Origin of the sequence: Proteus sp. fly-1008 (assembly GCF_040140305.1) — a bacterium.
Lineage (GTDB): Bacteria > Pseudomonadota > Gammaproteobacteria > Enterobacterales > Enterobacteriaceae > Proteus > Proteus vulgaris_B.
In genome coordinates, this window is the sequence record NZ_JBEEWH010000006.1 from 231,622 (window position 1) to 256,140 (window position 24,519).

The 24,519-nt window shown below is 37.7% G+C and carries 22 protein-coding genes; 17 read left to right on the top strand and 5 right to left on the bottom strand.

The genetic code is table 11. From position 1 onward, the window contains the following. Positions 1 to 10 precede the first annotated feature (10 nt). Both hslR and umoB read right to left on the bottom strand, forming a co-directional pair. A complete protein-coding gene (gene hslR, locus ABN256_RS12370; RefSeq protein WP_197269738.1) occupies positions 11 to 424 on the bottom strand; it encodes a ribosome-associated heat shock protein Hsp15 in 414 nt (137 codons plus the stop codon). Positions 425 to 496: 72 nt separating this feature from the next. Continuing rightward, the gene (gene umoB, locus ABN256_RS12375) at positions 497 to 2,605 is read right to left on the bottom strand and encodes a flagellar biogenesis regulator UmoB (protein ID WP_072068951.1); all 2,109 of its coding nucleotides are present in this window, start codon (positions 2,603 to 2,605) and stop codon (positions 497 to 499) included. A 353-nt stretch (positions 2,606 to 2,958) separates the two neighbouring features. Here umoB and nudE point away from each other — a divergent pair, with 353 nt between their 5' ends. Further along, the gene (gene nudE / locus ABN256_RS12380; protein ID WP_072068952.1) at positions 2,959 to 3,507 is read left to right on the top strand and encodes an ADP compounds hydrolase NudE; all 549 of its coding nucleotides are present in this window, start codon (positions 2,959 to 2,961) and stop codon (positions 3,505 to 3,507) included. A 75-nt stretch (positions 3,508 to 3,582) separates the two neighbouring features. Here the strand turns inward: nudE and mrcA are convergent, their stop codons facing one another. Then, positions 3,583 to 6,117: a peptidoglycan glycosyltransferase/peptidoglycan DD-transpeptidase MrcA gene (gene mrcA / locus ABN256_RS12385; protein ID WP_196554458.1), complete on the bottom strand. Its 2,535-nt coding sequence runs from the start codon at positions 6,115 to 6,117 to the stop codon at positions 3,583 to 3,585. A gap of 115 nt (positions 6,118 to 6,232) precedes the next feature. On the opposite strand from mrcA, the gene ABN256_RS12390 reads away from it, so the two are divergent. The 11 genes from ABN256_RS12390 (at position 6,233) to trpS (ending at position 15,964) form a co-directional block, all read left to right on the top strand. Next, positions 6,233 to 7,036, top strand: coding sequence for a hypothetical protein (locus ABN256_RS12390; RefSeq protein WP_196554459.1), 804 nt, complete (start codon positions 6,233 to 6,235; stop codon positions 7,034 to 7,036). Positions 7,037 to 7,044: 8 nt separating this feature from the next. Then, entirely contained in the window at positions 7,045 to 7,617 is a 573-nt protein-coding gene (locus tag ABN256_RS12395) for a PilN family protein (RefSeq protein WP_340894372.1), read from the top strand. Next, complete coding sequence (locus tag ABN256_RS12400; protein WP_072068955.1) at positions 7,614 to 8,144, top strand: hypothetical protein; 531 nt, start codon at positions 7,614 to 7,616, stop codon at positions 8,142 to 8,144. Before ABN256_RS12395 ends, ABN256_RS12400 begins: the two co-directional genes overlap by 4 nt. After that, on the top strand, positions 8,141 to 9,247 hold the full coding sequence (gene pilQ / locus ABN256_RS12405; RefSeq protein WP_349439515.1) for a type IV pilus secretin PilQ: 1,107 nt from the start codon (positions 8,141 to 8,143) through the stop codon (positions 9,245 to 9,247). Before ABN256_RS12400 ends, pilQ begins: the two co-directional genes overlap by 4 nt. A gap of 580 nt (positions 9,248 to 9,827) precedes the next feature. Further along, positions 9,828 to 10,349, top strand: a complete 522-nt coding sequence (gene aroK / locus ABN256_RS12410) for a shikimate kinase AroK (RefSeq protein ID WP_036914409.1) — start codon at positions 9,828 to 9,830, stop codon at positions 10,347 to 10,349. 54 nt (positions 10,350 to 10,403) lie between these two features. Continuing rightward, positions 10,404 to 11,498 carry a 3-dehydroquinate synthase gene (gene aroB / locus ABN256_RS12415; RefSeq protein WP_196554462.1) on the top strand — a complete coding sequence of 365 codons (1,095 nt, stop codon included), beginning with the start codon at positions 10,404 to 10,406 and terminating at the stop codon, positions 11,496 to 11,498. Positions 11,499 to 11,668: 170 nt separating this feature from the next. After that, positions 11,669 to 12,610 carry an SPOR domain-containing protein gene (locus ABN256_RS12420; RefSeq protein WP_349439517.1) on the top strand — a complete coding sequence of 314 codons (942 nt, stop codon included), beginning with the start codon at positions 11,669 to 11,671 and terminating at the stop codon, positions 12,608 to 12,610. A gap of 82 nt (positions 12,611 to 12,692) precedes the next feature. After that, positions 12,693 to 13,508 carry an adenine-specific DNA-methyltransferase gene (gene dam / locus ABN256_RS12425; RefSeq protein ID WP_196554464.1) on the top strand — a complete coding sequence of 272 codons (816 nt, stop codon included), beginning with the start codon at positions 12,693 to 12,695 and terminating at the stop codon, positions 13,506 to 13,508. A 44-nt stretch (positions 13,509 to 13,552) separates the two neighbouring features. Next, positions 13,553 to 14,224, top strand: coding sequence for a ribulose-phosphate 3-epimerase (rpe, locus tag ABN256_RS12430; RefSeq protein WP_072068960.1), 672 nt, complete (start codon positions 13,553 to 13,555; stop codon positions 14,222 to 14,224). After that, positions 14,224 to 14,928, top strand: a complete 705-nt coding sequence (locus ABN256_RS12435) for a phosphoglycolate phosphatase (RefSeq protein ID WP_196554465.1) — start codon at positions 14,224 to 14,226, stop codon at positions 14,926 to 14,928. The genes rpe and ABN256_RS12435 overlap by 1 nt, the downstream gene beginning before the upstream one ends. A gap of 7 nt (positions 14,929 to 14,935) precedes the next feature. Further along, positions 14,936 to 15,964 carry a tryptophan--tRNA ligase gene (gene trpS / locus ABN256_RS12440; RefSeq protein ID WP_072068962.1) on the top strand — a complete coding sequence of 343 codons (1,029 nt, stop codon included), beginning with the start codon at positions 14,936 to 14,938 and terminating at the stop codon, positions 15,962 to 15,964. Between the two features lie 76 nt (positions 15,965 to 16,040). On the opposite strand, the gene yiiM is transcribed toward trpS, so the two are convergent. Next, on the bottom strand, positions 16,041 to 16,715 hold the full coding sequence (gene yiiM / locus ABN256_RS12445) for a 6-hydroxyaminopurine reductase (protein ID WP_196554466.1): 675 nt from the start codon (positions 16,713 to 16,715) through the stop codon (positions 16,041 to 16,043). 108 nt (positions 16,716 to 16,823) lie between these two features. Then, positions 16,824 to 17,447: a superoxide dismutase [Mn] gene (sodA, locus tag ABN256_RS12450; RefSeq protein ID WP_349439518.1), complete on the bottom strand. Its 624-nt coding sequence runs from the start codon at positions 17,445 to 17,447 to the stop codon at positions 16,824 to 16,826. A 372-nt stretch (positions 17,448 to 17,819) separates the two neighbouring features. Here sodA and acs point away from each other — a divergent pair, with 372 nt between their 5' ends. From acs to ABN256_RS12475, 5 genes are all read left to right on the top strand, one after another. Next, entirely contained in the window at positions 17,820 to 19,778 is a 1,959-nt protein-coding gene (gene acs / locus ABN256_RS12455; protein WP_340894384.1) for an acetate--CoA ligase, read from the top strand. Positions 19,779 to 19,936: 158 nt separating this feature from the next. Then, positions 19,937 to 20,248 carry a DUF485 domain-containing protein gene (locus ABN256_RS12460; RefSeq protein ID WP_072068966.1) on the top strand — a complete coding sequence of 104 codons (312 nt, stop codon included), beginning with the start codon at positions 19,937 to 19,939 and terminating at the stop codon, positions 20,246 to 20,248. Continuing rightward, a complete protein-coding gene (locus tag ABN256_RS12465; protein WP_196554469.1) occupies positions 20,245 to 21,900 on the top strand; it encodes a cation acetate symporter in 1,656 nt (551 codons plus the stop codon). Before ABN256_RS12460 ends, ABN256_RS12465 begins: the two co-directional genes overlap by 4 nt. 407 nt (positions 21,901 to 22,307) lie before the next feature. Further along, complete coding sequence (locus ABN256_RS12470) at positions 22,308 to 23,891, top strand: phosphoethanolamine transferase (protein ID WP_197269731.1); 1,584 nt, start codon at positions 22,308 to 22,310, stop codon at positions 23,889 to 23,891. Positions 23,892 to 24,143: 252 nt separating this feature from the next. Continuing rightward, the gene (locus ABN256_RS12475) at positions 24,144 to 24,284 is read left to right on the top strand and encodes a hypothetical protein (RefSeq protein ID WP_196554471.1); all 141 of its coding nucleotides are present in this window, start codon (positions 24,144 to 24,146) and stop codon (positions 24,282 to 24,284) included. The last annotated feature ends 235 nt before the right edge of the window (positions 24,285 to 24,519 follow it).

Here is a 24,519-nt window from a genome sequence, read left to right on the forward strand (position 1 = left end):
AGGGAATCGGTTAATCCGATTCTTGTAAATTTGTCTGTTTGAAGCGAAGTAAGGTGCGTCTTTCCTTTTTATCAGGGCGACGTTCAGGATGAGGCATTGTTAACGCATTCATTTTTCTCGCTAGAGCAATTTTTTCTCTTTTCGCAATACTCTCTGGTGTTTCACAATAGAGTGCTTGCGCTTGTGTAGCACCTTGTCGCTGTGAACTCACCATTAGAATGGTTACTGTCCGTTCATCATTACCTTGTCGTAGACGTATTTCTGCGCCTTCTTCAACGATTTTACTTGGCTTGCCTCTCACACCATTGTAATGGACTTTGCCACCTTCAATCATCGTGCGAGCAATGGCGCGCGTTTTATAAAAACGAGCAGCCCAAAGCCATTTATCTAAACGGACACCACTGTCTTGTGATGGTTGACTCATCCCTTTCTCCTTAACTTCAACTTCTTTTATGAAGGCGATAGTGAAAACACATAGCCTTCCACAACAAGGGACTTACTGAGGAGGGCGATAAAAACAGTGCTCATAATAGAGACTGATTTTATTCATGCGTTGGTTGTTTTGTCGCCGACGCCGGATGATAAGAAATAGGTTCAATACTAAAAACCCGATAGCGAGAAACAATAATAACGTATTACCGATGTAATATAACATTGTCATTGAATCAGGTAGGCTATGTAAAAATATCTGTAACGTACCATTAGCATCAACAACCATGCCTGTTATTACTCCACCCGTATCAAAAGGTGTATGTAATAAAATATCGGATAAACGCTGTAACTCTCGCCACTGTTCTAACGGCGTGGGTTCAAACACTGAGTTTGAATTTGACGCGTAATCAACAAGCTGTTTTCTTTCATCACTGATTAATAGCACACCACCTGGTGGCGGACTATTTAACAGAATTGCGGCTTTATCTATTTCTCGGTAGATAAAAGAAGATGTGGTGGTGTCGATAAGCTTTTCCAAGGCCTCAGCACTTACTGCACGTAATAAAACATTGGTACCCGTTAGTTTACCACTCTCCGCGCGTTGAACTAATGCAGCCCAGTCATTGACGTTACTCAAGTTAACTAACGCCATTTTCAAGCGGATGCATTCGTTCTCTCTCGGGCATAAATCCTGTGTTTTCAACACAATACCATCGAAATTATCTAAAAGATTCATCCCTGATTTAGTAATTGCTTGACCTAAACTTGGGTTAACTCGGTTATTAGAAACGGGATGAAGTTGCTCTTCAACCATATGTAATAAAGCAGCTGCTTTTTCGATTGTGCTCGATTCAGGCATCGGCATTGGATTGCTGTTATTCCAGTAAATACCCGAACAATCAAAAGGTGCAAAAATAGTTTTATTATTCTTACTTGATAGATTAGGTGGCATATAACACATACCCACCCCTTTCGCCTGAATAATATCCCCAACATGCAAATCGGTTGTTTCTAATTCGGTAAAATTGGTTACTAAATGAGGTTCTGTATCTTTAAGCCATGAAAAACTGAGTTTCATTGAAAGAGAAAGTGGCTGATAAAGATACAACATGCCAATAATAAATAAGCTCCAAAAAACGAAAATAATATTTTTAATATACCGTTTATAAGGATAATTTTTTTCTTCATCATGTAATGAAAGATAACTTCCTTGCTTTATAACATGATGACTAGGGTACATTTCTAAATAGGTTACTTTATCAATATAACCTTGGATATAAGGCTCCCAATGAGGTGGATAAATAAGATCAATCCCCCCTAAAGAAACATTTTTCACCTGCCCATGATCAAAATTACCGAAAAGCCCCCAGCGTTTTAAACGTCCTTTAAAACAATGGACCTCTTGCTTACGAGGTTTAATCAAAGGATTGTGAATAAGGAAAATACCAATGGCAAGAAATGAGCTTCCTATCGCTAAGATCCAAGGAAGGAAAACCTGAGGCATCATTAGGGCCGTTAGCCATAATGTAAGCCCTATACAAACAAAAGAACCATCCCAAAAGCCAGATGAGTTATGTAATCGGTATTCTTCGTTAGTTTCTTCTCTAATTTGCAGTAGATGGGCAGCATCACCTTCATTCTTTTGGATCGTGGATGAACCATTTGCCAAGATAGGTTCAGAAAGTTGCTTTAAACTCAGCGCAGAAAAATGAATTTTTTCATCTTTCAAAAAGTGCCCATTAACACCAATTACGATGGGGATAGATGGCGTACACACAACATCGAGGACATTTTCTTGTTGAAGATAAGGAACAAGTAGCGGGGGAATGTGAATTTCTACAGCATCAATATAGTAACGCCAATGATTTAATCCTTCTGATGAGCCCGCAAAACGGTTAACGATATTTCTTAATGTTGTAACGACTTCACCTTTAATTGGCATTTCGGGGAAGTTTTGTAATGAATATCCAGAAGAAAAATCCGACGTACCAAAATAAGATAAATAATCACTAATAAGCCCATAGTCATCTGAAGTGAGCTTACGATAAGTTGGTTTGGCAAGAGATGGAAGATGATGTGAGTCATCAAGCCGCCTTCTTTTAAAGAATAGAAAGGCGGCCATTATAAATAGGCTTATCATTAAGATAGCCAATATAATGACTGATAATCTCATTTTTTCCCCATGCTTATACTGATGCTGCGTAGTAACAATAACAAATTTAAAACCCTGCCTAACATAAGGCAATTCCTATTCTTTTGTTCTATTTTTTATTTAAATACAATAGATTATATTTTTATTGGCGCGTTATAATTTATCTGTCTTATCAATTTTATATCCACTAACAACGCTATCTTCAGGTAAAATAGCGGATCAATAAATAATAATATTCTCAAAAAATCAATAAATAACTAGGTTTAGTAGCGGAGTGTACTCAATTTTCACTTAAAAGCTAAATCTAATTGTTAGATTTATTTTGTCATTAATGTGTTAAATTCAGGTTAATCTCTATTCTGCCAGGGGCTGTTATGAAAGAACTTAAAAAACCCAATATATTAAACATTGATAACATCGCCCGTTCTCGATTATTTCAGATCCAATCCGTTAATCTGGAGTTCAGTAACGGGGAAAAACGTATTTATGAACGCATGAAACCGGCGAACCGCGAAGCCGTTATGATTGTTCCGATCATTGATGACAACCTTATACTTATTCGTGAATACGCTGTTGGTATCGAAAATTATGACTTCGGTTTTCCTAAAGGTGCCATTGATCCTGGCGAAAATGCGCTACAAGCTGCAAACCGCGAACTCAAAGAAGAAATTGGTTATGGTGCCCACTCTTTAACAGAAATAGCAAAGCTTTCTATGGCACCTTCTTATTTTTCCAGCAAAATGAATATCGTCATTGCTCATGATCTTTACCCAGAGCAACTGGAAGGCGATGAACCTGAACCGCTAATTCAAGTACGTTGGCCTATCGCCAAAATGATGGACTTACTGGATCATCCCGATTTTACTGAAGCACGTAGTGTCAGTGCCCTCTTTCTCGCACAGCGCTATTTACAAAATAAATAAATAAAAAAACCCCCAGTAATTGATTGTCCAACTATTGGGGGTTACTTCATTTTTATATCCGATTTTTTCGATTAATTAGAATAATTCGTTAGATTCACCATTATCCTCAAAAATCTGTGTTCCCACTTCGCTTTTTGCTCTTTCTGTGGGTTGTGTGCCCTCAATGAAATACTCTTTCATCGATGGGCCATCACCTGCAAGTTTACCCGTTCTTCTATCTATTTGAACAGCAACAACACCTTTTGGTGCTGGCATCATATTCACAGGTACACCATCAAGTGCGACTTTCATAAAGTCATTCCAAATAGGTTGCGCTGTTTTAGCACCAGCTTCACCACCACTAGCCGCAGTACGTCCTAAGTTACGGCTGCTGTCATCAAAGCCAATCCAAGCAGTGGCAACAATATTTGCACCATAACCCGAGAACCATGCGTCTTTAGAACTGTTGGTTGTTCCTGTTTTACCACCAATATCTTGGCGTTTTAGATCACGAACAGCCCGCCAACCTGTACCAGACCATCCCGGTTCACCCACAAGGTTTGTTCTTAATGCATCATGCATTAAGTAAGCCAGTGGTGTGCTGATAACGTGTGGTGCGTATGGGCTTTCTTTAACAGTCTCAGCTAACGGAGCTTGTTCTAATTCAATTTCAGGCGCTGCATCCGCAGGCTGTGATTTATTAGATTGAGCAACGTTTTCCATATAGTCATCAGATAGAGCGATAGAACGCATGGTATCGCCGTAAATAACTGGTATATCTGTACAGTCTGGGCAGGCTACTTTTGGCTCTGCAGTAAACAACACTTCACCTTCTGCATTTTCAATACGTTGGATATAGTAAGGTTCAATTAAATATCCGCCATTCGCCATCACAGCAAAACCACGTACCATTTGCATTGGTGTAAATGATGGTGATCCTAATGCTAAAGATTCTGTTCTATCAATATTTTGATTAGGGAAACCAAAACGTAAGAGATAATCAGCAGCATAATCCACACCCATTGCGCGCATTGCACGTACCATCACCACGTTTTTAGATTGACCTAATCCCTGACGTAAACGAATAGGCCCCGCATAAGTTGGTGGTGAATTTTTAGGTCGCCAATCTGTACCTGCACCCGCATCCCAACGACTAATAGGTAAATCATTAAGGAGTGTTGATAAAGTAAGTCCTTTATCTAACGCAGCCGCATACAAGAAAGGTTTAATATTCGACCCCACTTGGCGCAATGATTGAGAAACGCGATTAAACTTACTGATTTCAAAATCAAAACCACCTACAAGCGCAATAATACCGCCATTGAGTGGATTTAATGCAACAAATGCCGCATTAACGCCTGGAAGCTGCGCTAATACCCAATTGTTATCATTATTTTGACGAACCCAAATTTGCTCACCAACATTAACTACTGCATCAACTTTTGTTGGTGTCGCGCCTTGAGCGGTATCTGAAATAAACTTACGAGCCCAACGAACTGCTTTTAAATCTAAGGTAATGTTATCGCCATTCTTTAAAACTACTTTCGCTTCTTTAGCGTCTGCAGATAACACAACTGCTGGGATCAATGGCCCATAAGTTTGAATTTCTTTTAATTTTTTACTGATCGCATCATTATCCCAAGGCGTTTGCCCTTCACGCCAAAGGACTTCTTGAGCACCGCGATAGCCATGGCGCATATCATAATCAATCACATTGTCACGTAAGGCTTTTTCTGCTGCTAATTGATCTTTACGAATAACAGTGGTGTAAATTTTATAGCCATCAGTATAAGCATTTTCACCATAACGCTCATACATCTCCATTCTCACCATTTCAGTGAGATATGGGGCTGAAAAATCAATTTGAGGTGCATGGTATTTAGCCACAATAGGCTCTGCTCTTGCACTTTCATATTGTGCTCGAGTGATGTAATTCTCTTCATACATACGCAATAAAACAACATTACGGCGTTTTAAGGCACGATCGTAAGAATAGAGTGGATTTAGTGTAGAAGGTGCTTTAGGCAAACCAGCAATGACTGCCATTTCATTAAGGCTAAGATCATGCACACTTTTACCAAAGTAAACATACGCCGCAGCACCTACACCGTAAGCACGGTTACCCAGATAAATTTTATTTAGATACAGCGCTAAAATTTCATCTTTTGTTAACTCTTTTTCAATGCGAATAGCCAAAAAGGCTTCTTTAATTTTTCGCATTAATTTCTTCTCAGGCGTTAAAAAGAAATTTCGAGCTAACTGTTGCGTAATGGTACTTGCACCTTGAGAAGCTTGTCCTGATGTTAATGCAACAACTACCGCACGCGAGATCCCAATGGGATCGATACCGTGATGCTCACGAAAACGGGTATCTTCGGTTGCGATAAAAGCATTAATTAATTGAGGAGGCATTTCCTCTAGCGTTAGCGGTAAACGGCGTTTTTCGCCATATTGCGCAATTAATTCTCCGTCTGCACTTAAAACCTGCATAGGGGTTTGTAAACGAACATCTTTTAATGTCGCAACATCGGGTAACTGAGGCTCAACATACTTATACATACCGTATATCGAGGCTGCTCCCAAAATTATGCAAGCCAAAACGAAGATGAAAAAATATTTTAAGAACTTCACCTTAAATTTCCCATGTAGTGTGAATTGGGCGGTTTATAAACAAACAGTGCGTAGTATAAAGGTAACGCCTCTTTGAAAATAGGCAATTACTCATCAATAGATATGGATATCATTTATGGAAACACACAATTACCAGATTGGTATTGAAATTAACACTCATCATATCAATGCTGTTTTGGTATTTCAGCAGAATAAACAATGGAAGATCAGCGCATTTTGGCAATTCCCTTTACCTCTCAATGATGATTCAGATGATACAAAATTAAGAAATATCTTAATAAACTGGCGCAAAGATCTCCCTTTTATTAACAATATTACTCTCTCATTACCTGATATTTATGAAAGTTATCAGACAATCCCACTGCCACCGCTTATTTCCCTTACATCGGCGGCATGTTATCGGTTAGCACAGTTACGAGCCACATCTTACACACAAAATACAAAAAACCCTGTTAATTTTGACTATCGGCAAAATAACGGCAAACTCGCTATCCATTTGTGTCATAAGATCGCATTAGATAAGTATATAGCCTTGTTTTCTGAAATAAACTTAGCGCTCTCTGCAATTGATTTACCCGCGTGTGCGCTACGCTATTTAGCCACTTACCTTAATATCTCACCTAAAAACAAGCTTATTTACTGTAAAAATAACACACTATTTTGGGTTTCATCTGATGATGAAATGCCCCATTACGGCACTCTTCCTTATCAAGATCAGCAAGAACAACAAACCGCTATTTATCAGCTAATAGAGAAATATCATTGGTCTAAAGAACAGTGCTATTTTGCTGGCGATAATGCGACAGCATTTAGCCATTCAATGCCTCTTTGGCCTGATTTTTCCCATTATTTATTTCAACCAACCACAAAAGAAAACACACTTTCCCTTATCGCTCTTGGTTTAGCATTACGTCCTTAGGAGAAATCATGTATCAAGTAAATTACCTACCTTGGCGCCACAATTTATTTAGAAAAAGGATCGTAATATGGACTTATCAAACATTAATTTTTATCACTATCACACTAATAATTTGCGGTTATTACACCTATCATTTAGCCCAAAAGCGAAATACAGTCTCAGCATTACACACTCAAACACAGCAACAAGAAAAAAGTTTGTTCGAACAACTCAATATTTATCAACAACAGAAAGAACAAACCGACTTATGCTCTCAGCGCTATTCGCTTTATTATAAAAATTGGTTACGTTATTTACATTACATACGCTTTTTTCAGGCTATTGAAGTTTATCTCCCTGCTGCTGTATGGATAAGTCATTATTCTGATACGGATAATCGCCACTCTTTAGATCTTATTTTACCCAAAACACAATCTCTCTCTTTTATAACCCATTTTAAACATCACCCCATTCTTACCACTCTATCGTTGGATCATTTACAACAAAGCAAAATCTCCCCGTCCTATACCGAAGTTCATTTAACGGGAAAATGGGAAATCGGCGAACCGTGGAATAAAAAAGATGTCGAGGAAGTACCATGAAGATAAATGTGCAATGGTTACAATTTGTGATTTCTCTCGCCATGTGGCAAATAACATTACTGAGCTTAACAATACCCTTTACTATTTTTCTACTTTATTACTTCTTTATTTATAGCGGTTACCAGCAAGAAATAACTCAACAGCAAATGGAAACAACCCAAAGGCTCTCTCGTATTCATCATTATCAAAAGACGTTAGAGACTGCACCATCACTTGAATCACTTATTGCACAACAAGCTGATTATCATATTTCATTAAATAATCCATCAACTCATGAGCAACTACAACACCTACTTATTACCTATCATTTCATCCCTGAAATTTGGGAAAACTCACCTAATTCGTTATATAAGCTCACTTTTACTTTGCCTTATACTCGCTTGATAACTTTACTCGAACACCTTAATCAAACCGGATTATTGCTTATCTCGCTCGATATTACTCCAACAAAAACAGAGTTACTTTCTATTCAAATCACACTAATGGCACTAAAAGAACTCTCATTAGAACAAGGTGGCATATCATGAAAACATTGGTTTTCTTTATAATGTTATGTATGACAACTTGTGTTTTGGCTCACCTGAGAGATCCGTTCTTCCCTGACGTTTCTGATGCTATTAATCATGAAAATATACCTTCAATATCCGCTGAAGAACCATGGGAAGACACACAGCAAACTGAACCATTACACCATCGACTTTATCCGTTAAATTATGCTGATGCAGAAACATTAGCGAAGCAACTTAGCACTTATGCGATCCCACTATTAAGTAAACAAGGCCGGATCATTGCTGATAGTGACTCGAATAGCCTTTCAATTGTCGATAATGACAAAGCACTTTATGAAATCGCAGATTGGCTAAAATTAAAAGATACGCCACAACAACAAGTTCATATCACTGCGCATATCGTCAGTAGCAGTCAAGATGCGTTAAATGAATTAGGTACCCAATGGGGCTTACAAGCATTAAAAACTACAAATACTGAAGCAGTATCGACAATACCTAGTACTACACCAATAAATCCTAACTCTGCTTTATCAATACCTTCGCTGTCTGCATTATCGCTTCATCAAAATACCAAAAATCCACTTCACTATATTGCCTTTAATATTGCCAGAATTAATGGTCGCCTATTAGAACTTGAGTTAAGTGCATTAGAACAAGAAAAGCAGCTATCAATTATTGCGAGTCCAAGACTAACAGCAGCTCATGAGAAAACGGCCTCAATAAAACAAGGAACGGAAATTCCCTATGTCAGCAGAGATAATGAAGCCACTCGAGTTCAATTTAAGGAGGCTGTATTAGGAATGGAAGTCACCCCGATTATTCAGAGAAATAAAAAAATAAGGTTAATACTTAAAATCAGTCAAAACACACCTGGTATCGCCCTTGTTCAAGGTGGTAGTGAACACCTTTCTATCGACAAGCAAGAGATCAGTACAGAAGTCACTATTAATGATGGAGAAACCATTATGTTAGGAGGAATATTTCAACAAAAGCAGCAAGAGCATACAGCAAAAATCCCTTTATTATCATCTATCCCATTATTAGGGATACTTTTTAGCCATAAAAGAGATCAGCATAGTCGCCATGAATTGGTTATTTTTATTACACCCAAATTAATCTAACTTTTTATATGATAAAAATTTTTACCATAAAATACAAAAAGTTACCTATTTATCACTAGGGTTAAACTGAGAGTTATTCATTGTTTTTTCTTATAATCAGTATTTATAGATTTGACGATGAGGACGATTTAGCTTACAAGGGTTAGCTAATTTGAGTGGACCTGAAACATCACAATGATAATACGGATACATTTTATGCACTTCCTCTATTCTTGGAGGTAGGGCTTTTTATATGTAATATTGATCGCTTGATGACGAAAAAGACAATATTATCAGATGCAGTTTTCCGACTAAATTGTGTTAGAATCTTCGCGTTGCCAACAAAGATGATTACTTTTTTTAGTAGTTTTTGTTATGTACTGTAGGCAAAGGGATTTTTATCCTATGTTGTTGTTTGCAACAGCATGTGGTTATTTTATAGCGATCTACTGAAAGAACTCAGTCTTATTATGAGAGTAGATAACAAATGTTATCAGGTGTGAATTAGATAAACACTCATAAATTTCAGTTTAGGTCCCGTCGCTGAATGAATTTGGCGGGGCGGGTTATCATTAACGAATATCTTAGTAATACCAAAAACATGGCAGAGAAACGTAATATCTTTCTGGTTGGGCCTATGGGTGCCGGCAAAAGCACTATTGGTCGTCAGTTAGCTCAACAACTTAGTATGGAGTTTTATGATTCCGATCAGGAAATTGAGCGGCGTACAGGTGCGGATGTAGGTTGGGTATTTGATGTAGAAGGCGAAGAAGGCTTCCGTCAACGAGAAGAGAAAATAATCAACGAACTCACTGAAAAGCAAGGCATTGTACTTGCTACAGGTGGTGGTTCGGTGAAATCGCGAGAAACCCGTAACAGACTATCTGCTCGTGGTGTGGTTGTTTATTTAGAAACAAACATTGAAAAACAACTCGCTCGTACCCAACGTGATAAAAAACGTCCTTTATTGCAAGGTGTTGAACCTGTGCGTGATGTCTTAGAGACATTAGCTGAAGAACGTAATCCTCTTTATGAAGAGATTGCTGACATCACAATTCATACTGATGATCAGAGTGCAAAAATTGTAGCCAATCAAATAATTGAATTATTAGAACAAAACTAATAAATTCAGCTATTTATAAGGTTAAGTAAAGACAATAAGAAGAAGGCCACTGTTATGGAAAAAATCACTGTCACATTAGGTGAAAGAAGCTATCCCATTACCATTGCTTCTGGCCTTTTTCATCAACCTGATACTTTTTTACCATTAAAATCAGGGCAGCAAGTGATGATAGTTACGAATGTAACGCTTGCTCCTCTCTATTTAGAAAAGGTAACAAACACCTTGAAAAAACAAGGTGTTTTGGTTGATAGCGTGATTTTACCTGATGGCGAACAATATAAATCGCTTGAAATCATGAACAATGTCTTTACTGCATTATTAGAAAAAAATCACAATCGAGACACGACACTTATCGCATTAGGCGGCGGTGTTATTGGTGATCTAACCGGTTTTGCGGCAGCAAGTTACCAACGAGGTGTTCGCTTTATTCAAGTTCCTACCACGTTGTTATCACAAGTTGACTCATCCGTTGGCGGAAAAACAGCAGTTAATCACCCTCTTGGTAAGAATATGATTGGTGCATTTTACCAACCAGCTTCTGTCATTATTGATCTCGATTGCCTTGCCACATTACCACCTCGTGAGCTTTCATCTGGTTTAGCTGAAGTTATTAAATATGGCATCATTTTAGATAAAGACTTCTTTATCTGGCTTGAAAATAATATTGATAAACTTTTGGCGCTTGACCCTAAAGCTATGGCTTTTTGTATCCGTCGTTGTTGTGAGCTAAAAGCTGAAGTTGTCGCCGCAGATGAAAAAGAAACCAGTGGCTTACGTGCATTACTCAATCTAGGCCATACTTATGGGCACGCTATTGAAGCTCATATGGGATATGGTGTTTGGTTGCATGGTGAAGCGGTTGCAGCAGGTATGGTAATGGCGGCAAGAACCTCTCAAGCACTCGGTCAATTTACTGAAGAAGAAACACAACGTGTTATTCAATTACTTGAGAAAGCAAATCTCCCCGTCAATGGCCCTGTAGAAATGACACCTGATGACTATTTACCTCATATGATGAGAGATAAAAAGGTCTCTGGTGGCAAATTACACCTCGTTTTACCAAAAGGCATCGGTCAATCTGAATTACGTGCGGATATTTCTCGCGAACAAGTCCACAAAGCGATAACATCTTGCATTAATGCAAATTAAGCACCCCATTACCTGGCTAGAAGCAAACCAGAATGCCTACTTAAGGATAATTCTGGTTAATATTGTCAAATGCAACGTTTCAGAAAAAGCGTTTCATCCTTATACTATGAGGTAATGGCTAAGGCTGAATAGAATATTTTTCGCTTTTTGACGCTCTGACGGAGGGCATAATGGACGAGTTCAAACCTGATAATGAAACTAAGGGTGATAATTCACTCAAACCTGATACATCGGATAGACCTGAACGTCGAACCAACCGACCTCGTAACAACCCATTAAAAAATGCACGCTTCTCTGTATCCCGTCAACAGATGATGATTGGTGTGGGTGTCCTAGTACTTATTCTGTTAATTATTGCAATCAGTTCTGCATTAAAATCACCAGAAACAACTGAACCTACGTCACCAACTGGAACAGAAAGAAATATCGATCTGTCTCAACAACCGTCATCCGTTACACCTACAGAAAATGGGCAGCCATCAACACCTCAAGCTATTTCTGGGCAAGAAATTCAATCTGTGACACCCCCTTCACAAAATTTACCACCGATGATTGATTCACAAGGTCAACGTGTTGAGATCCCCGGTGATATTGTTGATTCTTTAAATCAACAACAAGCGGGTATAAACCAAGCAACAAGCCAACAGCAGCAATTAAATTCACAACAAACAAAACCAGTACAGCCTGCTATACAACCACCAGCAACCAAGCCAGTGCAACCTGTACAAAAACCTGCTGAAGTAAAAACACCGCCAACAAAGCCGGTAACACCACCAGCAACAACACAATCTAAACCAGCCGCTAAACCGGTTGTTTCAGGCTCATTATCTGCTGGCAATTTAAGTTCTATTCCAGCTTCAAATTATACATTGCAATTAAGTGGCGCAAGTCGCCAAGATACCTTAGAAGCTTTCGCTAAAAAGAACCTCAATGGAAACTACGCTATCTATAAAACTCAGCGTAATGGTAACCCTTGGTATGTACTCATCTATGGTAACTATCGTAATATAAGCGAAGCTAAACAGGCTGTTTCTTCATTACCTGCACCGGTACAAGCGAAACAACCTTGGGTTAGACCGATGAAACATGTTCATCAGGATCTAAAAAAATAATTAAGACGAGGTTCACCGCTGATATGCTGTCTGAAACAGAGTACAATCGGCGACTCTGAAACGATTGAGAAATTTGGACGGCATGAAAAAAAAGCGCGCATTCCTAAAATGGGCTGGTGGTAAGTATCCTTTGGTAGATGATATTAAACGTCATCTACCTGAGGGTAACTGTTTAATTGAACCTTTTATGGGTGCTGGTTCTGTTTTTTTAAATACAGAATACGATTCATATATTCTTGCTGACATAAATAGTGATCTAATTCATCTCTATAATACGGTAAAGCAACATCCTGAAAAATTCATGAAGGATGCTCGCTTATTATTTACCCCTCAAATGAATATCGCAGAGGAATTTTATCAACTACGACAAGAGTTTAATCGCTCAACTGATCCTTATCAACGTAGTGTCTTATTTCTCTATCTTAACCGTCATTGCTACAATGGTTTATGTCGTTATAATTCTAAAGGTGAATATAACGTCCCTTTTGGCCGTTACAAAAAACCTTATTTCCCTGAAACAGAGTTAATTTGGTTTTCTGAAAAAGCGCAAAAAGCTGAATTTGTTTGCCAAAGCTATTCATCAACCATGACAAATGCAGAAAAAGGTGCCGTCATTTATTGTGATCCTCCTTATGCGCCATTATCACCCACTGCAAATTTCACGTCATACCATACAAATAGCTTTAGTTTTCAAGAGCAGGAACATCTGGCTCAACTTGCCTCGATGCTGGCTTACGAGAGACAGATACCCGTGTTAATATCAAATCATGAAACTGCGTTAACAAAAGAGTGGTATATAGACGCAAAAGAGCTACACAGTGTGAAAGTCAGAAGAACAATCAGTAGCAACACACTCGGTCGTAGCAAAGTGAACGAATTACTTGCCTTATATAAATAATCGTTAACACCTCCCGACAATGGGAGTGTTGTCAGGAGAATGCGATGAAAGATTTTCTGATTGCCCCTTCTATTTTATCTGCTGATTTTGCACGCCTTGGTGAAGATACTGAAAAAGTACTTGCTGCGGGTGCTGACGTTGTCCACTTTGATGTCATGGATAACCATTATGTTCCAAATCTAACGTTTGGTGCACCGATATGTAAAGCCTTACGTAACTATGGAATTACTGCACCTATTGATGTTCACTTAATGGTAAAGCCAGTTGATCGCATCATCCCTGATTTTGCACAAGCAGGCGCAACCTATATTTCATTTCATGCAGAAGCCAGTGACCACGTTGACCGTACCATTCAATTAATCAAAGACTGTGGGTGTAAAGCAGGCTTAGTGCTTAATCCAGCAACCCCATTAAACTATCTCGACTATGTTATGGATAAATTAGATCTTATCCTGCTGATGTCTGTTAACCCAGGTTTTGGTGGCCAATCATTTATTCCTAACACTCTCGATAAATTACGCCAAGTTCGTAAGATGATTGATGATGGTGGTTATGACATTCGTTTAGAAATTGATGGCGGTGTTAAAGTCGATAATATTGCTGAAATTGCCCAAGCGGGTGCAGATATGTTTGTTGCTGGCTCGGCTATTTTCAATCAGCCTGACTATAAACATGTTATCGACAATATGCGCCGTGAATTAAAAAAGGTATCGTAATGATAGATAAAAAACTCAAAGGTATCCGTGCTATCGCCTTTGATCTTGATGGCACACTCACTGACAGCGCAGTAGGGCTTACAGAAGCAACAGATTACGCATTAAAAGCAAAAGGCTTTCCTCCTGCTGGAAAACATAATGTCACTATTTGGGTGGGTAATGGCGTTGATATGTTGCTTACGCGTGCTTTACATAATGCTGGCGTTGAGGATGTCACAGAAACCTTATTAAAAGAAATGCGTGATCTTTTTGATGAACATTATGCAACTTCTGTCAAAACAGGTAGTGATTTATTCCCACACGTTAAAGAAACGCTTGAAGTATTAGCTTCACATAATATTCCATTAGGTATCGTCACCAATAAACCATCACCATTTATAGCTCCACTATTGCAGCAACTGAAAATTGATAAGTATTTTTCCTTGGTGCTAGGAGGAGACGATGTTAAAGAAAAAAAACCGCATCCAGCACCATTATATTTAACAATGGGTACATTTGGTGTTAAAAAGGAAGAACTCCTTTTTGTTGGGGATTCTCGCAACGATATTATTGCAGCACAAGAGGCACAATGCCCTTGCGTAGGTTTGACCTATGGCTATAACTACGGCGTATCTATCGCAGATAGCAAACCTGATTATACACTTGATAATTTTGCTGATTTGCTCTCAATCCTCGACATCACGCCAATGACAACTGTGGAATAGAACTAACATGACGACTTCAGTAGAAAAAACGGCAAAAAAACCAATTGTATTCAGTGGTGCACAGCCTTCTGGTGAGTTAACTATCGGAAACTATATGGGTGCATTACGTCAATGGGTACAAATGCAAGATGATTATGACTGCATTTACTGTATCGTTGACCAACACGCCATTACAGTTCGTCAAGATCCAAAAGAATTAAGAAAACGAACGCTAGATACGCTGGCGCTCTATCTTGCTTGTGGTATTGATCCAGAAAAAAGCACCATTTTTGTTCAGTCACATGTTCCACAACATGCTCAATTAAGCTGGGCACTCAATTGTTACACCTATTTTGGTGAATTGAGCCGTATGACTCAATTTAAAGATAAATCAGCACGTCATGCTGAAAATATTAACGCTGGATTATTTGATTATCCTGTATTAATGGCAGCAGATATTCTTATTTATCAAACAAATCAAGTTCCTGTTGGTATTGACCAAAAACAACATCTTGAATTAAGCCGTGATATTGCTCAGCGTTTTAACGCTATTTATGGCGATATCTTCACTGTACCAGATCCTTTTATTCCAAAAGGTGGTGCGCGTGTTATGGCATTACAAGATCCAACTAAAAAAATGTCTAAATCTGATGATAACCGTAATAACGTTATCGCATTGCTTGAAGATCCAAAAGCGGCAGCTAAAAAAATCAAACGGGCAATGACTGACTCAGAAGAGCCACCTCGTGTTATTTACGACCTTGAAAACAAAGCGGGTGTATCTAACTTACTAGATATTTTAGCAGGTGTAACAGGTAAAACGATTCCTGAATTAGAAGCTGAATTTGAAGGCCAAATGTACGGTCATCTAAAAGGTGCTGTCGCAGATGCTGTCTCTGAAATGCTAGCCAACATTCAAGAACGATTTAACACATTCCGTAATGATGATGCTCTACTTAATAAAATCATGAAAGAAGGTGCAGACAAAGCTAAAGCTCGCGCTCAAGCAACCTTAGACAAGGTTTATGACGCAATCGGGTTTATTGCTCATCCGTAATTTTCTGTTAATACATAAAAAACACCTCGCCTATTTTTAGAGAGGTGTTTTTTTTAGTAAAGAGAAAATTAACTATTTATTCTTTAAACAAGCGCCGATTAAAACTCTCAATAGTTTGATTTTGCAGTCTTAACTGCATAGTTTTGCTCCAACTCGCAGATAATCCTGCTGCACCTAATAGACGACGATAAAGTTCTTCATCAAAAGGCATATGAAAAGCAATTGAAATCGCTTCTTTAACAGAGATATCACTGTTTCTTGAAACCAAGACTAGAGGATGATGGCTACCTGTTTCTCCTGTACTCACAACACGATATAACCAACCACAATAACCACTATCTTGCATAATTTGCGAAAAGTTACTGACTTCTGTCACTGTATTAAGTTTGTAGCAAGGAGAGCGAGGTTGTGTAACTTGGATAAAAGCATTTCCCCATTGGTAAATATCACCAATAAAAACATTTTCTTCAGTCATACCTGTTGTTGAGATATTTTCACCAAATGCAGGAGCATGAAGAAAATCCATCAATTGTGGGAATTGCTCAGCCCAATAAAGATAGTGTTCTTTAGGATAGTGACAAAGTGCGCGATCAGGGCCACCGTGAAAGCTCTTTTCTGCTTGCTCATCTCCTTCTAATCCCAGAGAAGTGAGTTTGATATGACCATCCACCAGCCTTTTGGTGATCGCACTGGTAAATCCATTAGACGTTGTTGTGATGTTGCCGATAAAAACACTAGGAAAATAACGCATGGCTCACTACCTAAACAGAAAACAATGACCCATAGTAAAGAGAGTGTTCAAAATAAACAATGCCGACAATTGTCGGCATTGAAAATAGAAAAGAAATTATCAATTCAATTATGCTTTGCTCTGAAAACGTTTTTGCGCTTCATCCCAGTTCACAACTGACCAGAACGCTTTGATATAATCAGGGCGTCGGTTTTGATATTTCAAGTAATAAGCATGTTCCCACACATCTAACCCAACAATTGGATAGCCAGATGCACCCGCTAACTCTTCACCCATTAATGGGCTATCTTGGTTGGCTGTAGAAACAACGGCTAACTTACCGTCGTCTTTTAATACCAGCCATGCCCAGCCAGAGCCAAAACGACTAGCCGCTGCTTTTTCAAATAACTCTTTAAAAGCATCAACACTACCAAAATCGCGTTCAATCGCCTCTTTTAGTGAGCCTTGTAATTGGGTTCCTAATTTTAAACCTTTCCAAAATAAAGAGTGATTTGAGTGGCCACCTGCATTATTACATAAGAATGTACGTTGATCAGCGGGTACTTTATGAAGATTTTTAACTAGTTCATCAATATCTAAACCAGCAAGTTCAGGTAATTTTTCTAATGCAGTATTGGTATTATTCACATAAGTTTGATGATGCTTTGTATGGTGAATTTCCATTGTGCGCTCATCAAAATGAGGTTCTAATGCATCGTAAGCATAAGGCAGTGCAGGTAATGTATAGCTCATATTAATCTCCAGTGCTGTTTTATCTTGGATCACATCATGTGATTTATCTTTTCATTTCATTATAGTGAAAAAAACGTTAATGAAAATCATTATCATATCCATATTATTTTTGTGGTTTTTTTATTCAGCACTCGTTAATTAATTTTCACAGTATATTATTTTAATTTAAAAGCCTTTTATTAAATAATAATTCTATTAAACAAGATAAATAAAGCTAAATAATGCACACCTTGCTTTAGCACTAATTGAACATTCCATGAAAAGCATTTCCATTAATTCGTGATCTTCTGCGCAAAAAAGAAACAATTTTTATTCCCCCTCTTTTGTTAACGACTTTTTGACATAGTATTAACAATAGTGAGGAGAACTATTATGACAAAAATAAACCAACATCATATTCCTGCAACCGTTGCAGAACACGCCCTGATTAATAAAGAGCAATACCAAAAAGACTATGAATTATCTATCAAAAATCCTGAGGCCTTTTGGGCAGATAAAGGGAAAATTGTTGACTGGATAAAACCATATACTGTGGTAAAAAACACTTCATTTGATCCAGGCCATGTACGCATTCGCTGGTTTGAAGATGGACAGCTAAACATCAGCCAAAATTGCCTTGACCGCCACCTTAAAACACGGGGTGATCAAACTGCAATTATTTGGGAAGGTGACTCACCTAATGAGTCGAAAAAAATCACTTACCGACAACTCCACCAAGATGTTTGCCAATTCGCTAATGTATTAAAAAATCTAGGAATTAAAAAAGGCGATGTTGTGGCGATTTATATGCCGATGGTACCTGAAGCAGCAGTTGCTATGCTCGCTTGTACTCGTATTGGTGCAATCCACTCTGTTATTTTTGGTGGTTTCTCACCAGAAGCCGTTGCTGGTCGTATTATTGATTCAAAAGCCAAATTAGTTATCACTGCTGATGAAGGCTTGCGCGCAGGTCGTGCTATTCCTCTAAAGAAAAATGTCGATGATGCATTAAATCATGCCGATATTCCGCCGATTAATCATGTTGTTGTACTTCGCCGAACAGGAAATACCGAACAATGGATTGAAGGTCGTGATATTTGGTGGGATGAGATTATTCAAGGTGTAAGTACTGAGTGTGATATCGAAGCTATAGATGCAGAAGATCCACTCTTTATTCTGTATACATCGGGTTCAACAGGTAAACCTAAAGGTGTGTTACATACTACCGGAGGCTATCTTGTTTATGCTTCAATGACGTTTAAATACACCTTTGATTATCATGAAGGTGATATTTATTGGTGTACTGCTGACGTGGGTTGGGTAACAGGCCATAGCTACTTACTGTACGGCCCGCTTTCAAATGGCGCAACAACAGTCATGTTCGAAGGTGTACCTAATTACCCAGCAGTTAACCGTATGGCTCAAATCGTTGATAAGCACCAAATCAATATTCTTTACACAGCTCCTACCGCAATTCGTGCATTAATGGCTGAAGGCGATAAAGCGATTGAAGGAACTCAACGCACTTCTCTACGCATTCTTGGCTCTGTAGGTGAACCTATTAACCCAGAAGCTTGGGAATGGTTCTATCAGAAAATGGGCCGAAGCCAATGCCCGATTGTTGATACATGGTGGCAAACAGAAACTGGTGGTTTCATGATAACCCCATTACCTGGTGCCATGGACTTAAAACCAGGTTCTGCAACACGACCTTTCTTTGGTGTTCAGCCCGCCATTGTCGATAATATGGGAGAAATACAACAAGGTGCTTGTGAAGGTAACTTGGTGATTGTTGATTCTTGGCCTGGTCAAGCAAGAACGCTTTTTGGTGATCATGATCGCTTTGAGCAGACGTATTTTTCAACCTTTAAAGGAATGTATTTTTCTGGTGATGGTGCTCGCCGTGATGAAGATGGTGACTATTGGATAACAGGACGTGTTGATGATGTCCTGAATATTTCAGGCCACCGATTAGGAACAGCAGAAATAGAATCTGCCCTTGTTGCTCACCCTAAGATTGCTGAAGCAGCAGTAGTGGGTATTCCTCATAATATTAAAGGGCAAGCTATTTATGCTTATGTCACGTTAAATCATGGTGAAGAGCCAACACCTGAGCTTTATACAGAAGTCCGTAACTGGGTACGTAAAGAAATAGGGCCAATAGCAACACCTGATATTCTTCACTGGACAGATTCTTTACCCAAAACGCGCTCGGGGAAAATTATGCGACGTATCTTGCGTAAAATTGCCTCTGGTGACACAACTAACCTCGGAGATATCTCAACACTCGCCGATCCAGGTGTTGTAGAGAAACTGTTAGAAGAAAAACAGTCTCTATCACTTACCGCTTAACATACAACAATATAACTGTCATTTAAAAACGTGATACGACACTGCAAAGGCATGAAAATGCCTTTGCTAGGCTCTCTTACCTGAAAATCATGGAATGCGGGGGATTTAAGCCTCTAAATAAAGTGATCAACCAAACAATTATATAGAGGAGAACTCTGATGAATGCCAATATTTATCAAGAGATAGAAAATAACCCTCGCTTTAAAGAACTGGTTAAAAAACGTAGTCGTTTTTCATGGACACTTTCAATTATTACACTCGTTATGTATGTTTCATTTATCTTACTTATTGCCTTCTATCCACAATGGCTCGGCACTCCCTTGTATGAGGGAAGCTACATTACACGAGGTATTCCTATTGGTATTGGATTAATTATTACTTCATTTTTATTAACTGGTATTTACGTTGTAAAAGCCAATACAGAGTATGACAAACTAACAAGCGAGATTATTGAAGAGGTAGAAAAATGAGCAAATTATTCTACACAATAAGCCTATTTCTCCTCTCTTCAACCGTTGTTTATGCGGCTGCAATAACGGAAGGTGGTGAGAAACAACCGATGAATATTCAGGCTATTATTATGTTTCTGATATTTGTCGGTTTAACGCTTTATATCACTTATTGGGCCTCTAAACGTACTCGTTCACGTTCAGACTATTATACGGCTGGAGGAAAAATAACAGGATTTCAAAATGGGATGGCTATTGCAGGCGATTTTATGTCAGCAGCATCCTTTTTAGGGATTTCCGCACTCGTTTATACCTCTGGTTACGATGGTCTGATTTATTCAATAGGATTCCTCATCGGCTGGCCGATTATTCTTTTTATTATTGCTGAACGTTTACGTAATTTAGGACGTTATACCTTTGCTGATGTCGTCTCTTATCGATTAAGCCCTAAGCCTATTAGAACACTCTCTGCTATAGGCTCTTTAGTTGTGGTGGCTCTTTATCTGATTGCACAAATGGTCGGGGCTGGAAAACTAATCGAGCTACTTTTCGGCTTAAACTATCATATTGCTGTGGTGCTCGTCGGTATTCTCATGGTGCTGTATGTGTTATTTGGCGGCATGTTAGCAACGACATGGGTACAAATCATCAAAGCTATTTTATTACTCGCTGGTGCAAGTTTTATGGCTGTTATGGTCATGAAAGCGGTAGATTTTAATTTCAATACCTTATTTAAAGAAGCTGTAAATGTGCATTCAAAAGGAGCCTCAATTATGAGCCCAGGAGGCTTAGTTTCTGATCCTATTTCTGCACTTTCTTTAGGTCTTGCATTAATGTTTGGTACAGCAGGACTTCCTCATATCATCATGCGCTTCTTTACGGTTAGTGATGCCAAAGAAGCCCGTAAGAGTGTCTTCTATGCGACAGGTTTTATCGGCTATTTCTATATTCTTACTTTTATCATTGGTTTCGGCGCTATCCTACTCGTTAGCCCTAATCCTGTGTTCAAGGATGCCACTGGCGCTTTAATTGGTGGCACAAACATGGCGGCAGTTCATCTTGCTGATGCTGTTGGGGGTAATTTCTTCCTAGGTTTTATCTCTGCGGTTGCTTTTGCCACTATATTAGCTGTTGTTGCAGGGTTGACTTTAGCCGGTGCATCAGCTGTTTCTCATGACCTTTATGCTAACGTCATTAAAAATGGCCATGCTGATGAACGTAAAGAACTTAATGTATCTAAAGTAACTGTTGTGATATTGGGGATAGTCGCTATTGGTTTAGGTATTCTATTTGAGAAACAAAACATTGCCTTTATGGTAGGACTCGCTTTCTCAATAGCCGCAAGCTGTAACTTCCCAATCATTTTGCTATCAATGTATTGGAAAGGGCTAACAACACGTGGCGCTGTAGCTGGGGGATGGTCTGGTTTATTAATAGCCGTAACATTAATGATCTTAGGGCCAACAATTTGGGTCAGTATTTTAGGTCACGAAAAACCTATCTATCCTTATGAGTATCCAGCATTATTTTCAATGATAATAGCATTTGTTGTTTCATGGATTTTTTCAATTACAGATAAATCATCTTTAGGTGAGCAAGAAAAAGCGAAGTTTCAAGCACAATTTATTCGCTCTCAAATTGGCTTAGGAATTGAACAAGGTAAAGATCACTAAAAGTCATAAAAACCACTAACAATTTACGACAAAAGTGCTCATTCTTTTATAAAAAAGAAGGGCACTTTTATTTTATTGATATACATTCCGATCATATTTATCCCCCTTTACTTATTTAGAATAAATCTAATTTTTAAATACATATCTATACGTTTATTTTAATAGCTTGCTGTTTATTAACTCTTTTTCACAAATGGAAATAAAAAACAAAATAAAATCAATACATTACAAAGAAAATTTATTATTATTTATTCACTGTATAACTTTATTAATAATACAAAAAAGTTAGAAAAGTCGTAATAATACTAAATTCAGACACATTTCAGTCAAACAAGCCTTGTATTGTCAAAAGGTAAATGGTTAACTTTTTGTTCTACATAAGAAGAGGTGACAGTTTTAAATAGATTATGTCTCGACTAACTTATTACATACTTTTATTTCTTTTATCTATAACACCAGCAATACTTGGTGGCTCAACGTTGTACATAGAACAAAAGCTTTATATTGTTCTCATCGGTTGGCTACTTATGCTGATGTGTAGTGGAATTTATCGTTCAATTCTAGGAAAAATAGTAACATTTATAATTAGTGCACTATGGTCTTTAAATCTGTCTATTTCTCTATTTTTCTATCGTGAACACGATATTGCATTTTCCTCGTCTATCGCAGAAACGTTTATAAATACTAACGGCAGTGAGACTGTTGGTATGCTTTCTTATAATAAATATTACGTATTATTTTATATCTGTAGCTTCTCTATTTATTATTTTCTTATCCATAAAAGCGCTCGATTTTCTCATTTAAAAACTACGATAAATAGTGTTATTGCGATTATTATATTAATAGCGATTATTCCTATATATAAAAACTTAGCATTAAGAAATGATAACAATACTAAATTAGTCTCTGAATATACTCTTTTAAATACACCTTTTTATAATGCAGCAGCACTAGTTAGAACGTTTCATGAAAATCGTCAAATAAAAAGAATTGCTTCTCAAAAAGTTAATTATCAATATAGTAAAAAGGATGATAATACAGAGATTTATATTCTTATTATTGGAGAATCTGTTCGACGTGACCATTTAGGTATTTATGGTTATCCTCATGATACAACTCCAAATTTAATGAAAGAAAAAAATAATCTAATTCTTTTTGAGAATGTTTACTCTCCTGCCCCTGTAACCATTCTTTCTGTACCAATTTCTCTATCAAATATAGGATTAGAGCAATTACAGGATAAAAATCATTACGCTGATAATATTGTTTCCCTCGCTAATCATGCTGGATTTAAAACTTATTGGTTAAGTAATCAAGGGAAAGGGAATCAAAAGACAAGTGTAATCTCGGTCATTGCTAATATGGCACAGAATAAAAAGTGGAATGATTTTATTGGCTATGATGAAGAGCTACTTCCTTATTTGGATAAAGCACTTAATGAACCATCTACACAGAAAAAATTTATTATTTTGCATACTTATGGTAGCCATGAACCTGCTTGTAACCGATTTCCAAATCAAGATTTAAAAAAATTCACACAACAAGAAGATGATAATTGTTATGACAGCTCTATCGCTTATACAGATAAGTTAATTAATAACATTATTGAAAAAGTAAAAGATAAACCCTCATCTATTCTATACTTTGCAGATCATGCTTTACAGCGCATCGATAAGAATAGAGAGGTTCGTTATCATCATGGTGTAAATACACCACGAAAAGAAGCTTACGATATTCCTTTGTTCATTTGGTATAGCCCCTCTACAATAAAACCAATAATGAGTAATGAGGTTTTGAGCAAGCCTTATTCAACCGCAAATAATTATTGGTTATTAAGTAGTTGGCTTGGCATAGAACATACTTCTCCCAATAAATGCTACTCGCCATTAAATGATTGTTATCAATCCATATCACCAATAATGGTCATTGATGGTAATAAAAATCTCTTGAATTACGATTTATTGAGTTCTGAAGAACAAGAACCTCAATAACATATTCATTAAAAAATATCTAAACCTAAATAAAGAATGCACTCAATATAAAGAGTGTGTTTTTTATATCTTCATTATTTACTTCTAATAACATCCGTCTGAGATAACGATAAATAAAAAAACAGAATACTAGGCATCAAATTAAGTGATATTGATGCTTATAAAAGATAATTTACTAATGAAGTGCCATAAATAAATTTAACAACATGAAGAGTAGCTATTTTACTGCGGATAATATAACAACAGTAAGTAATGAATTATCGCTGGATCTCTCTCGATTCTCTTTATCAAGATATTGAAGAGAACGCACAAAATTACAGTGTTTGGTTTCGTTATATATTAAACCGGATGGGTATTGAGCAATTTTCTCGTTGGGGACAAGGTATTATTTAGCAATTATCTTATTAATACTCTAAATAAAATATGCGACTCATACCTTTAGTCTTTTTTCTATATAGTCACGATTAAATTCAATTAATTAGCGATTAATGTATGAGTTAAAAAACCCCAAACGCAAAAAAGCCAACCCATTGGGTTGGCTTTCTCGTCTTATTTAATGCCTGGCAGTTCCCTACTCTCACATGGGGAGACCCCACACTACCATCGGCGCTACAACGTTTCACTTCTG

Bases quoted from the DNA above. Each gene is read 5' to 3' on its own strand.
- hslR (WP_197269738.1), bottom strand. From the start codon at position 424: ATGAGTCAACCATCACAAGACAGTGGTGTCCGTTTAGATAAATGGCTT.
- umoB (WP_072068951.1), bottom strand. From the start codon at position 2,605: ATGAGATTATCAGTCATTATATTGGCTATCTTAATGATAAGCCTATTT.
- nudE (WP_072068952.1), top strand. From the start codon at position 2,959: ATGAAAGAACTTAAAAAACCCAATATATTAAACATTGATAACATCGCC.
- ABN256_RS12390 (WP_196554459.1), top strand. From the start codon at position 6,233: ATGGAAACACACAATTACCAGATTGGTATTGAAATTAACACTCATCAT.
- ABN256_RS12395 (WP_340894372.1), top strand. From the start codon at position 7,045: ATGTATCAAGTAAATTACCTACCTTGGCGCCACAATTTATTTAGAAAA.
- ABN256_RS12400 (WP_072068955.1), top strand. From the start codon at position 7,614: ATGAAGATAAATGTGCAATGGTTACAATTTGTGATTTCTCTCGCCATG.
- pilQ (WP_349439515.1), top strand. From the start codon at position 8,141: ATGAAAACATTGGTTTTCTTTATAATGTTATGTATGACAACTTGTGTT.
- aroK (WP_036914409.1), top strand. From the start codon at position 9,828: ATGGCAGAGAAACGTAATATCTTTCTGGTTGGGCCTATGGGTGCCGGC.
- aroB (WP_196554462.1), top strand. From the start codon at position 10,404: ATGGAAAAAATCACTGTCACATTAGGTGAAAGAAGCTATCCCATTACC.
- ABN256_RS12420 (WP_349439517.1), top strand. From the start codon at position 11,669: ATGGACGAGTTCAAACCTGATAATGAAACTAAGGGTGATAATTCACTC.
- dam (WP_196554464.1), top strand. From the start codon at position 12,693: ATGAAAAAAAAGCGCGCATTCCTAAAATGGGCTGGTGGTAAGTATCCT.
- rpe (WP_072068960.1), top strand. From the start codon at position 13,553: ATGAAAGATTTTCTGATTGCCCCTTCTATTTTATCTGCTGATTTTGCA.
- ABN256_RS12435 (WP_196554465.1), top strand. From the start codon at position 14,224: ATGATAGATAAAAAACTCAAAGGTATCCGTGCTATCGCCTTTGATCTT.
- trpS (WP_072068962.1), top strand. From the start codon at position 14,936: ATGACGACTTCAGTAGAAAAAACGGCAAAAAAACCAATTGTATTCAGT.
- yiiM (WP_196554466.1), bottom strand. From the start codon at position 16,715: ATGCGTTATTTTCCTAGTGTTTTTATCGGCAACATCACAACAACGTCT.
- sodA (WP_349439518.1), bottom strand. From the start codon at position 17,447: ATGAGCTATACATTACCTGCACTGCCTTATGCTTACGATGCATTAGAA.
- acs (WP_340894384.1), top strand. From the start codon at position 17,820: ATGACAAAAATAAACCAACATCATATTCCTGCAACCGTTGCAGAACAC.
- ABN256_RS12460 (WP_072068966.1), top strand. From the start codon at position 19,937: ATGAATGCCAATATTTATCAAGAGATAGAAAATAACCCTCGCTTTAAA.
- ABN256_RS12465 (WP_196554469.1), top strand. From the start codon at position 20,245: ATGAGCAAATTATTCTACACAATAAGCCTATTTCTCCTCTCTTCAACC.
- ABN256_RS12470 (WP_197269731.1), top strand. From the start codon at position 22,308: ATGTCTCGACTAACTTATTACATACTTTTATTTCTTTTATCTATAACA.
- ABN256_RS12475 (WP_196554471.1), top strand. From the start codon at position 24,144: ATGAATTATCGCTGGATCTCTCTCGATTCTCTTTATCAAGATATTGAA.